Here is a 10,894-nt window from a genome sequence, read left to right as displayed (position 1 = left end):
GGTCGGGTCACCGCCCCGGCGGCCCGGTTCCCACGGCCCCACCCTCCTGAGGCCCACGTCCGGCGACGGCCGCGTGTCGCCGGCCCGCCGCGCGGCGGCGGGCCGGCCGGGAGTCCGATCAGCTCCCGGACGTCGACGAGCGGCGCCTGACCAGCCACCACGCCCCGCCGCCGACGACGACCACCACCGCGACCCCGGCGACGACCACCCCTGCCGGGACGCCGCCGTCGGCCTCGTCGGCCGCGGGGGTCGACGCCGGAGCCGTGTCCGACGCGGTGACCGAGGGCGCCGGAGCCGGCGTCGCGCTCATGCTGGGGCTGGGGCTGCTGGGGGCGAGCGTGGCGGCCCCCGGTGCCGCGGCCTTCAGCTTCAGGATCGGCGCGGGCTGCTCCGGCTCCTTGCCCCCGGAGGGCAGTTCGATCCAGCGGGAGATCTCGCCGTCGCTGTAGGTCTCGACGGTCTTGAAGGCGAGTTCCCTGGCGTTCGGGAGCTGCTTGACCTTGATGCTGTGCTCGGCGTCGACACCCTGCTTCAGGGCCGGCCCCGCGACGGTGTAACCGTCACTCGCCGTGGTCAGCTTCCAGCCCTTGGGCGCGTCGCCGAGGGTCACGTCCCCAGGGGCGATGCCCTCGGGCAGGACCACACGCACCTGGTTGAAGCCCGCGGAGGCGGACTCGGCTTCGCAGACGAAGGTGAGGGTGACGTCGGTGGCCAGGGCCCGCGGGGTGTCGGCCTCGACCTCGGCGTGCGCGAAGGCGGGGCCGGCCAGGGCGAGGGCGGCCGTCAGGGCGGCGGCGCCGACGAGCGCGGCGCGACGGGTCGTACGGGCGAATGGACGCATGGACATGGCCATGGACATGGACATGGACACAGGGGAACTCCTCGGTGGTACGGGAAGATCCGGACCGGCGGACACCGGACCCGGTGACGGAGCGGGCTCTCTCCCGTCGAGGTGGGCCCCTGCGCACCACCGCGTGCTCCAGCACCTCTTCCTGTGGGGCTGTACGGTCGTCGGCCGCGGACACCGGCCGGACGGGCGGCCGCGACGACCCCGCGCCGCACCGGACGACGGGGTGCGGCAGCATCCGTGCCAGGACGTTCACGGCCGCCCGGCCCAGCGTGCGCATCGCGCCGAGGGCCGCCGTCGTCCGCGCGTCGGCGCGGTGCAGCAGCCAGGCCACCACCAGGGCGGCGACCGTGTGCACGGTTGTCATCGCCGTCCCGCTGTGGTGCCAGGTGTGCCCGTCCCCGGACATCGCCGCGGTGTGCCCCATGGGCATCGTGTGGCCGGGCGTCCCGCCCGGCACGTCACCGTCCGCGTACGACAGCGCCAGGTGCAGCAGACCCTGCGCACCGAGGGTGAACACGACCGTGGCGACGGGGGAGTAGCGACGGCGGGCCAGTGGCCACACGGCCACGAACTGGACCGCGATCGCCGCGCCGATCAGCTGCCACGGCACGGTCGTCCGGGCGACGGAGTGGTGTCCGAACGTGGCGAGCACGGTTCCGAGCACGGCGAACAGACCGGCCCGCACACACGTACTCGTGTGGCCGGCCCGGCCTGCTGCGCCACCGCCGTCGTGCCCGGTCACCTCGTCGTATACGTCGGGTGGGGCAGGGGTGTTCAGCTCCCGCGGATTCCGCCGGGCCGGCCACGGCTTGCCGGCACGGCAGCTCACCGGCGCCCTCCGTCCGGCACCCGTCCCGTTCGCCGTCTCGCCCGTTGGTCGCCGTCTGGGCAGCGCGGGAGCCGTTTGCTAGCTTCGGCTCATGGATGCCCAGGCCCGGAACCTCACGTCGCGTCGCTATGTCGACCTGCGACGCCAGGGCACGGCCACCTGTCGCCGCCCGGTATAGGGGCGGGCTCCGGCACGCCTCCTTCTCCGAGACGTGTCGGCCCCGTTCCCGAGGACGGTCATCCATGCCCCGTACCGCGGCATCCCTGCTCACCTCGTCCGTGCCCCGCGTCGCCGACCGCGACCGGCGGCGCACCAACGCCAGCGTCGTCCTGCGCTCCGTGCTGGAGCACGGGCCGGTGGCGCGCAGCACCATCGCCCGGCTGACCGGGCTCTCCCCGGCCTCCCTGACGGACCACTGCGCCCGCTTCACGGAACTCGGCCTGATCCGTGAGGCGTCCGCGCCCCGGCGGTCGGGCGGTGTGGGGCGACCCCATGTGCCCGTCGACCTGGATGACTCACGGTTCCTCGTCGGTGGGGTCCATGTGGCCGTTCCCCACACCACCGTCGCACTGCTCGATCTGCGGGGGCGGGTGGTGGCGCGGCGTCGGACGGAGCATGTGCGGACCGATCCCGCGTGGGTGCTGGCGCGCGCCGGCGACGGGCTCGCCGCACTGCTCGACGAGGCCCGCGGCAGACGTGCCCTGGGGGTCGGTGTGGCGGCCGGGGGATGGGTGGACCGGGACTCCGGGACGATCGTCGAACACCCGTTGCTGGGCTGGCGGGACGTGGCGGTGCGCGAGGTGCTCGGCGCGCGTACCGGCCTGCCGGTCCATGTGGACGGGCACGCACGGGCGTTGGTCAACGGGGAGCGGCTCTTCGGAAGGGTGCGCGGCAGCCGGAGCGTGCTGCATCTGTTCGTCGGCAACATGGTCGACGCGGCGTTCGCCACCCACGACGAGGTGCACTACGGTCCCCGCTCGCAGGCGGGAGCCATCGCGCATCTGCCGCTGCCGGGCGGCATCGAGACCTGTGCGTGCGGACGGACCGGGTGCCTCCAAGTGGAGCTGAGTGAACGGACGTTGTGCCGACGGGCCCGGGAGGCGGGCGTCGTCGACGCCACGCATCCGATGGGTGTGGTGGCCGCGGCGGCGTCCGGCGACCGGATGGCCGCACGGCTGCTGGTGGAGCGGTCCCGGATGACCGGGCGCGCGGCGGGGCTGCTGCTCGACATCCTCAATCCGGAGTCCGTGGTCGTCACCGAGGTGGGTGTCATCCACCGGGAGGACTGCCTCGCCGCCTTGCGGGAGGCGGTCGGCGCGGAGCGTGCCACCCATGTCGTTCCCACGAGCTTTCCGGACTCGGTGCTCGCGGTGGCGGGCGGATCGGTGGTTCTGGATGTGCTGTACCGCGATCCGCTCGGCGCGTCACCTGAGGCTATTTAATTCAGAAACTCGGAATATTGACAGGGATCGCCGCTGACCAGGAGCATCCTGTTCATGAGCTGTCGCACTCTTTGTTGCTGACGAGTTGACGCGCCCGGAGCGCGTATCTCCCGCTGCGTGGATTCCCCCTTCTCCCGTGGTTCGTCCTCCCTCCAGGCGTGGCCACCCCGTGGAATTCCGTATGCCCTCATTCCCCGCCCGACCCCTGCACGCCGTTGGAAATCGTGGAGTTCCCTCATGCCTTCTCCTCCTGCTTCCGGAATCGACCGCCGTCTCTTCCTCACCTCGCTCCTGGGCGCCTCCGCCACCGTGGCCGGACTGAGCGGCTGCGCGGGCGGCAGCGCCGCCGCCGACACCACGGGCGCCTCGTCCGCGCCGCTCGCGGCCAAGGTGCCGGCCGGCACCAGCCTGAAGATCGCCTCCTACCAGAACGTCCAGCAACTCCAGTTCAAGCTGGCGAAACTGCCCGAATTGCCGTTCACGGTGTCGAATTGGCTGAACATCGGAGCGGGACCCGACGTCATCAACGCGTTCCGGGCGAATTCCCTGGACCTCGCCAACAACGCGGGCATCCCGCCGATCCAGGCGCACTTCCAGGGCTACGACGCCAAGATCGTCGCGATCGACATCACCCGTAAGCCCAACTACCTCTTCGCCACCAAGCCCGGCAGCGGCATCCGCACCGTCGAGGACTTCAAGGGCAAGCGGCTGGCATTCTCCCAGGGACAGGCCCAGGGCGTCGTCCTGCTGCGGGCGTTGAAGAGCGCGGGGCTCGCCTACGACGACGTGAGGCTGATCCCGCTGACCAGCAACCAGTTCCTCACCGCACTGCAGTCCGGCCAGGTCGACGTGGCGCCGCTCGCCAACAGCCAGGCCCCGGCGTATCTGAAACAGTACGCGGCCAAGGGCGCCCGCACGATCGACACCGACGTCGTCGACCTGCTCAATCTGCTCTGGGCGCCGCAGTCCGTGCTCGACGACCGGGCGAAGGCGGCCGCGATCGCCGCGTACGTCCCGCAGTGGGCCAAGGGCCAGGTCTGGCAGTACGAGAACCCCGGCATCTGGAACGAGGAGTTCTACGTGGGGACGCAGAACCTGACCCTCGCACAGGCGAAGTCGATCAGCGATCTCGCCAACAAGCCGCTGTTCCCGCCCCGTTGGGACGAGGCGATCAAGTGGGAGCAGGAGACGGCGGACCTGCTCGCCGAGGGCGGCTTCGTGAAGAAGTTCGACGTCTCCCCGCTCTTCGACCGCCGCTTCGAGGGCATCGCCGCCGCGGCCGTACCCACGGAGTACCGGAGGTGACGGCCGTGACGACCACCGTGAGCACGGCGCCCGTCGTCCCCGAGGAGGGGGAGCACCGGGTCCGCAGACGACGCCGCCTCTCCCCGGGCCGGCGGCTGCCCGCAGCCCGGCTCGTCGGGCCGCTCCTGTTCGCCGCGCTGTGGGCGATCGCCTCCGCCGCCGGACAACTCGACCCCGGCGCGATCCCGGCGCCCTGGACGGTCCTGAGGACCGCCGGCCGGCTGTGGACGGACGGCACCCTGCCCACCGATGTGCTGACCTCGCTGCGGAGGGCCGCGTACGGTTTCGCGCTCGGGCTGACCGCCGGTGTGCTGCTGGCGCTGGCCTCGGGGCTCAGCCGCGTCGGTGAGGCGCTGATCGACGGGACCGTACAGCTCAACCGGGCGATCCCGACGCTGGGTCTGATCCCGCTGTTCATCCTCTGGCTGGGCATCGGCGAGACCTTCAAGGTCGCCATCATCGCGATCGTCGTCTACATCCCCGTCTATCTCAACACGCACGCCGCGCTGTCCGGCATCGACAGCCGCTATGTCGAACTTGCCGAGGTACAGGGCCTGTCGAGGTTCGGCTTCGTCCGGCAGATCGTGATTCCCGGCGCCCTGCCCGGCTTCTTCGTCGGCCTGCGGCTCGGGGTGACCGGCTCCTGGCTGGGACTCGTGGTCCTGGAGCAGATCAATGCCACCAGCGGTCTCGGCTACATGATGTTCCAGGCCCAGAACTACGGCCAGACGGACGTGATCCTCGTCGGCCTGCTGATCTACGGCGTCTTCGGCCTGGTCTCCGACAGCGTGGTCCGGCTCGTCGAACGGAGGGTGCTGTCATGGCGCCGCACACTCGGCAACTGACCCGCCCGGCCGTACGACTGCGGGGCCTGACCCGGTCGTTCGACGCGCGCACCGTCCTCGACGGCATCGACCTCGACCTGCCGCCCGGCCAGTTCACGGCCCTGCTCGGACACAGCGGCTCCGGCAAGAGCACGCTGCTGCGTGCGGTGGCCGGGCTCGACCACGGCGTCGCGGGCGGCGGTGAACTGTCCGCGCCCCAGCGGGTGTCGGTGGTCTTCCAGGACTCCCGGCTGCTGCCCTGGCGCCGCGTCCTGGACAACGTCCTGCTCGGCCTGGACGGCAAGGACGCCGGGGCCCGCGGACGGGCCGCCCTCGAAGAGGTGGGCCTCGGGGGCCGCGAGCGGGCCTGGCCGGGTGAGCTGTCCGGCGGCGAGGCACAACGCGCGGCGCTCGCCCGCTCCCTGGTCCGCGAGCCCGAACTGCTGCTGGCCGACGAGCCGTTCGGTGCCCTCGACGCGCTCACCCGCATCAAGATGCACAACCTCCTGCGGGACCTGTGGCAGCGCCACCGCCCCTCGGTGCTGCTCGTCACCCACGACGTGGACGAGGCGATCGTGCTCGCCGACCGGGTCCTCGTCCTCGACCGGGGCCGCATCGGCCTCGACCTGACCATCGACCGCCCCCATCCGCGCTCCTACCGCGAGCCGGTGCTGGGCGAGTACCGGGAGCGGCTCCTCGCCGCCCTCGGGGTGACGGAGGACCACGCATGACCCGCCGGCTCCACCTCAACGCGTTCCTGATGAACACCGGTCACCACGAGGCGTCGTGGCGGCTGCCGGAGAGCGACCCGTACGCCCATGTCGACCTCGCGCACCACGTCGACCTGGCCCGGACCGCGGAGCGCGGCACCTTCGACTCGCTGTTCCTGGCGGACGGCCCCCAGCTGTGGAGCGACCTCGCCCAGCGCCCGGCCGGCGCCCTGGAACCGCTGACCCTGCTCACCGCCCTGGCGACGGCCACCGAACACATCGGTCTGATCGCCACCGCCTCCACCTCCTACAACTCCCCGTACAACCTGGCCCGCAAGTTCGCCTCGCTCGACATCATCAGCGGCGGCCGGGCGGGCTGGAACATCGTCACCACCGCGGGTGCCGAGGCCGCCCGCAACTTCGGCCTCGACGCCGAGCCCGCGCACGCCGAGCGGTACGCCCGCGCCGCCGAGTTCCTCGACGTCGCGCTCAAGCTCTGGGACAGCTGGGAGGACGACGCGGTCGTCGCCGACAAGGCGTCCGGCGTCTGGGGCGACGACGCCAAGATCCATCCGCCCCGGCACAGGGGGACGTACTTCAGTGTCGCGGGCGCGCTCAACGTGCCGCGCTCACCGCAGGGTTACCCGCTGCTCGTGCAGGCGGGCTCGTCGGACGACGGCAAGGACTTCGCCGCCCGGTACGCGGAGGCCGTGTTCACCGCCCAGCAGACCCTCGCCGACGGACAGACCTTCTACAGGGACCTCAAGTCCCGTACGCGGCGGGCCGGAAGGAACCCCGAGCACATCAAGGTGCTGCCCGGCATCGTCCCGGTGATCGGCTCGACGGAGGCCGAGGCACGCGCCGCCGAGCAGGTCCTGGAGGACCACATCGTCCACGAGCACGGCGTACGGCGGCTGGAGAGCCTGCTCCAACGGGAGCCCGGGTCCCTGGAACTGGACGCCCCACTGCCCGCCGACCTGCCGCCGGAGTCGGCCGTCGAGGGCGCCAAGAGCCGTTACACCCTCGTCGTGGAGCTGGCCCGGCGCGAGCGGCTCACCGTACGGCAGCTGATCGGGCGGCTCGGCGGCGGGCGCGGGCACTCCACCTTCGCCGGGACGCCCGAGCAGGTCGCCGACCGGATCGAGAGCTGGTTCACCCAGGGCGCGGCCGACGGCTTCAACATCATGCCCCCGGTGCTGCCCTCCGGCCTCACGGCCTTCGTCGACCACGTCGTCCCGATCCTGCGCGCCCGCGGACTGTTCCGCACGGAGTACGGCCCCCGCCGGACCCTGCGCGACCGCTACGGCCTTCCGCGCCCCGCCAACCAGTACCTCGGCCCCGCCCTCGTCCGAGTCTCCTGAGAGGAAACCCGCCATGTCCCTCGAAGTCACCAAGGTCACCGCACGCATCGGCGCCCGGGTCTCCGGTGTCGACATCACCCGGCCGCTCGCGCCGGAGCAGGTCGTCGCCGTCCGCGAGGCCCTGAACGTCCACAAGGCGCTCGTCTTCGACGCCGGGAACCTCGACGACACCGGCCAGCAGGAATTCGTCCGCCACTTCGGCGACCTCACCACCGCCCACCCGACGGTCGGCGCGGTCGAGGGCGCCCCGAACGTGCTGCCCGTGGACAGCGAGCGGGGCCGCGCCAACCACTGGCACACGGACGTGACCTTCGTCCTCAACCCGCCGCAGGCCACCTCCCTGCGCAGCATCACGATCCCGCCGTACGGCGGCGAAACCCTCATCGCCAGCTCGGCAGCCGCCTACCGCGACCTGCCCGAACCGCTGCGTCGCCTCGCGGACACCCTGTGGGCCGAGCACACCAACGACTACGACTACGCGGTGCCGGACGAGGACGTCGACCAGGAAAGGGCCGCCCACCGCGCCCAGTTCACCTCGATCACGTACCGCACCGTCCACCCGGTGGTCCGCGTCCACCCCCTCACCGGCGAACGCGGGCTGTTCATCGGCGGGTTCGCGCAGCGGATCGTCGGCCTGTCGGTGGGGGAGTCCCGCAAGATCCTGGACCTGCTCCAGTCGTACGTCACCCGCCCCGAGAACGTGCTGCGCTGGCGCTGGTCCCCGGACCAACTGGTCCTGTTCGACAACCGCATCACCCAGCACTACGCCGTCGACAACTACGACGACCGGCCGCGCCGGCTGCACCGGGTGACCGTCGCCGGTGACGTCCCGGTCGGGGTCGAGGGCAAGGAGAGCCACACGATCGAGGGCGACGCCTCCCACTACACCCCGGTCGCCGCGTAGCCGTACCGCACGGCCCGTGCGGCCCGTGCGGCCCGTGCGGCGAATGTCCGGATGGCGGGCGGTCTCTCCCCTCGGGTGGGGAGGCCGCCCGCCGGGCGTCTCGCACACCGCCACGAGGCACCGCCCGGCGGCAATCGCTCCGCCGGGACCGGAATCGTCGCATCGGCCGGTCAGGAAGCGGGGGTCGCGGGGCCGGTCAGTCGGGCGACGAGGGTGTTCAGGCCCTTGCTGAGGCCGTCGAACTCCTCGTCGGAGAGGCTGTCGAGGAACAGCTCGCGGACGAGACCCGCGTGCCCCGGTGCGGCGGTGCGCACCTTCTGCATGCCCTCCTCCGTGAGTGAGGCGACGACCCCGCGGTCGTCGCCGTCACAGGAGCGGCGGCGCACGAGACCGGCCTTCTCCAACTGCGTCACCTGATACGTCAGACCGCTCTTGGACGTGAGGGCGACGTCGGCCAGCACCGTCATCCGCAGCTCCCGGTCCGGCGCGTCCGCGAGCCGGCTGAGGACCTCGTACTGCTGGTGGGACAGCCTCGCGTCGTCCTTCAGCTGCTGCTCGACCTGGCGCTCGATCAGCGTGTTCACCAGCAGGAAGTTCCTCCACGCCGTGAGCTCGTCCTCATTCAGCCATTTCGTGTCGTCGCTCACCGGCATCCCTTCAGCTCCCGCAGCCCTCCGTGGCACCGCTCCCATGGTTCCAATTTTAACCACCGTCGTGCGGATCCGTGCGCCGAGTGTTGACAGGCAGCGGTGGGCGCCCCAGACTCGGGCTCGCCAAGGGTGAACAAAAGTTCACTGAGCGAAAAACATCGGACTCCGGGTAGCGGAAAGTCCCTCGCCGTCCGGCCCAACTCCCGAGGACCGCCATGGCTTCATCTGTTCAAGGCCGCGCAGAGCTCGCCCGACACGCCTGCTACGAGTTCGTCTCCACCGCCGTGCTGTTCGCCGGTGTCGTCAGCATGGTGCGCCTGTTCGCCCTGCCGGACTCACCGCTCGCGATCGGCACGCCCCGCCTCATGTTCGCCACGGCGGGAGCGCTGGTCGCCCTGCTGCTCGGCGCGCTCATGTACGCGCCCACCGGCCGTGCCTCCGGCGGCCACTTCAACCCCGGAGTCACCGTGTTCCTCTGGGCGGACGGCCTGTTTCCCGGACGGGCCGTCGTGCCGTACGTCGTCGCACAGCTCGCCGGATCCGTGGCGGGCCCCGGACTGGCCCGACTGCTGTGGGGGGACCCCGTCACCACCATCGGCTACGCCGCGGTGGCGCCCGCGCCGGAGACCGGGCCGGTGGCGCTGTTCCTCATCGAGACCGCCGCGCTGGCCGCGGTCCTCGCCGCCGTCGCCCTGGTCATGATCCGTCCCCGGCTGCACGTCCTCGTCCCCGCCGTCATCGCCGTCGGCGTGGGGGTGGTCGTCGCCTCGCTCGGTCCGGTCACCGGTGCGAGCATCAATCCGGCCCGCGCCTTCGGCCCCGCGCTGCTGTCCGGGCAGTACGACCACCTCTGGACGTACATGCTCTCCCCGGTCGTGGCCGGTGCCCTGGTGGGTGTGCTCCACCGCGCCCTGCGCACCCGCCGTGACACCTCCGTCGCCCCGGCCTCCGCCTGACCCTCCTCCGGTCCGCCGCGCGGGCATGCCGTGCTCACCGGTGCGACGCCAGGAACTCCTCGACGACCTCGGCGATCAACCGTGGTCGCTCCAGCGGCATCGCGTGGCTCACACCCGGCACGATCCGGGTCTCGGACCGCGGCAGCCAGGAGGCGAGCTGGGCGCTGCGCGCCCGGTGCGGTGTGCCGAGCCGTTCGCCCTCCCCGCCCACGACGAGCAGCACGGGCACCTCGACGGTGGCCGCCTCGGCGGCGCCGAAGGGCCACGAGGAGAGCGCGCCGGCCTCGGCGGTGAAGAAGTACCGGCTGCTCGCGACGGCCTCCCGCAGTCCGTCCTCACCGAGCTGGCGCACGAACACCTCACGGAAGCCCTCCCCGCTCACCCCGGCGAGGAACAGGTCGAACGCGGCCTCGAAGTTCCCTTCACGCGCGGCCTGGATCGCCAAAGGCATGGCCGGACTCTTGGGCTCGTCCGGCGCGTAGGGGAAGGCGGCCTCCAACAGGACGAGGGAGCGCACGAGATCGGGCCGGGCGAGGGCGAGTTGCAGGGCGACGTCGGCGCCCGAGGAGTGTCCGACCACATCCACGGGCCCGGCACCCGTCGCCTCCAGCACCTCGGCCGCGTGACGGGCGTGCGCCCCCACGCTCACCCCGCCCACCAGGTCCAGGCTCCGCCCGTAGCCGGCCCGGTGGACGCGCAGTACCCGGTGCCCGTCCTCGGTGAGGTGGTCGGCCACGGGCGAGAACCAGTCCGCCGAGAACGAACCGTGCAGAAGCAGCACGGGGTCGCCCTTCCCCGTGTCCGTGTACGCGATCTTCGCGTCCTCCGTCTCCAGGAACTCCATCGCTGTTCTCCTCTCCATGTCGTCGGCGCTGCCGTCGGTCGTCGTGACGGTGCCGCCCGGCCGGTGTGACGGCCGGGCGGCACCGGGTGATGCGACGGTGGGTCAGTTGAGGGTGTTGAGGGCAGCGTTGGCGAAGTCGGCGTCGAGTTCGCCGGTGGGGGCGCCGGAGACGCCGATGCCGCCGATGATGTGGCCGTCGAGGGTGATGGGGACGCCGCC

At 71.9% G+C, this 10,894-nt stretch carries 12 protein-coding genes; 8 read left to right on the top strand and 4 right to left on the bottom strand.

Going from position 1 to position 10,894, the window contains the following annotated elements; translation table 11 throughout:
* Nucleotides 1-118 precede the first annotated feature (118 nt).
* Entirely contained in the window at nucleotides 119-865 is a 747-nt protein-coding gene (locus tag AB0F77_RS42640; RefSeq protein WP_361960074.1) for a DUF1775 domain-containing protein, read from the bottom strand.
* A 254-nt stretch (nucleotides 866-1,119) separates the two neighbouring features.
* Between AB0F77_RS42640 and AB0F77_RS42635 the strand changes: the two genes are divergently transcribed.
* From AB0F77_RS42635 to AB0F77_RS42605, 7 genes are all read left to right on the top strand, one after another.
* Nucleotides 1,120-1,389, top strand: coding sequence for a hypothetical protein (locus tag AB0F77_RS42635; RefSeq protein WP_361960071.1), 270 nt, complete (start codon nucleotides 1,120-1,122; stop codon nucleotides 1,387-1,389).
* Between the two features lie 532 nt (nucleotides 1,390-1,921).
* Nucleotides 1,922-3,121, top strand: a complete 1,200-nt coding sequence (locus AB0F77_RS42630) for an ROK family protein (RefSeq protein ID WP_361960068.1) — start codon at nucleotides 1,922-1,924, stop codon at nucleotides 3,119-3,121.
* A gap of 237 nt (nucleotides 3,122-3,358) precedes the next feature.
* Nucleotides 3,359-4,426, top strand: coding sequence for an ABC transporter substrate-binding protein (locus AB0F77_RS42625; protein ID WP_361960065.1), 1,068 nt, complete (start codon nucleotides 3,359-3,361; stop codon nucleotides 4,424-4,426).
* Nucleotides 4,423-5,271 carry an ABC transporter permease gene (locus tag AB0F77_RS42620; RefSeq protein ID WP_361960062.1) on the top strand — a complete coding sequence of 283 codons (849 nt, stop codon included), beginning with the start codon at nucleotides 4,423-4,425 and terminating at the stop codon, nucleotides 5,269-5,271. The genes AB0F77_RS42625 and AB0F77_RS42620 overlap by 4 nt, the downstream gene beginning before the upstream one ends.
* On the top strand, nucleotides 5,247-5,981 hold the full coding sequence (locus tag AB0F77_RS42615) for an ABC transporter ATP-binding protein (protein ID WP_361960059.1): 735 nt from the start codon (nucleotides 5,247-5,249) through the stop codon (nucleotides 5,979-5,981). The genes AB0F77_RS42620 and AB0F77_RS42615 overlap by 25 nt, the downstream gene beginning before the upstream one ends.
* Entirely contained in the window at nucleotides 5,978-7,321 is a 1,344-nt protein-coding gene (locus AB0F77_RS42610; protein ID WP_361960056.1) for an LLM class flavin-dependent oxidoreductase, read from the top strand. Before AB0F77_RS42615 ends, AB0F77_RS42610 begins: the two co-directional genes overlap by 4 nt.
* Before the next feature lie 13 nt (nucleotides 7,322-7,334).
* Nucleotides 7,335-8,225 (top strand): TauD/TfdA family dioxygenase, encoded by an 891-nt coding sequence (locus tag AB0F77_RS42605; RefSeq protein WP_361960053.1) that lies wholly within the window; start codon nucleotides 7,335-7,337, stop codon nucleotides 8,223-8,225.
* A 170-nt stretch (nucleotides 8,226-8,395) separates the two neighbouring features.
* On the opposite strand, the gene AB0F77_RS42600 is transcribed toward AB0F77_RS42605, so the two are convergent.
* Nucleotides 8,396-8,872: a MarR family transcriptional regulator gene (locus AB0F77_RS42600; RefSeq protein ID WP_361960050.1), complete on the bottom strand. Its 477-nt coding sequence runs from the start codon at nucleotides 8,870-8,872 to the stop codon at nucleotides 8,396-8,398.
* A gap of 218 nt (nucleotides 8,873-9,090) precedes the next feature.
* Between AB0F77_RS42600 and AB0F77_RS42595 the strand changes: the two genes are divergently transcribed.
* The gene (locus tag AB0F77_RS42595; RefSeq protein ID WP_361960047.1) at nucleotides 9,091-9,831 is read left to right on the top strand and encodes an aquaporin; all 741 of its coding nucleotides are present in this window, start codon (nucleotides 9,091-9,093) and stop codon (nucleotides 9,829-9,831) included.
* 34 nt (nucleotides 9,832-9,865) lie between these two features.
* On the opposite strand, the gene AB0F77_RS42590 is transcribed toward AB0F77_RS42595, so the two are convergent.
* Together AB0F77_RS42590 and AB0F77_RS42585 are read right to left on the bottom strand one after the other, a co-directional pair.
* Nucleotides 9,866-10,675 carry an alpha/beta hydrolase gene (locus tag AB0F77_RS42590; RefSeq protein WP_361960044.1) on the bottom strand — a complete coding sequence of 270 codons (810 nt, stop codon included), beginning with the start codon at nucleotides 10,673-10,675 and terminating at the stop codon, nucleotides 9,866-9,868.
* Nucleotides 10,676-10,777: 102 nt separating this feature from the next.
* Nucleotides 10,778-10,882, bottom strand: coding sequence for a heme-binding protein (locus AB0F77_RS42585; RefSeq protein WP_361960077.1), 105 nt, complete (start codon nucleotides 10,880-10,882; stop codon nucleotides 10,778-10,780).
* Between the last annotated feature and the right edge of the window lie 12 nt (nucleotides 10,883-10,894).

Origin of the sequence: Streptomyces sp. NPDC026672, from assembly GCF_040638185.1 — a bacterium.
Lineage (GTDB): Bacteria > Actinomycetota > Actinomycetes > Streptomycetales > Streptomycetaceae > Streptomyces.
This window is presented reverse-complemented; position numbering and strand designations above follow the sequence as displayed.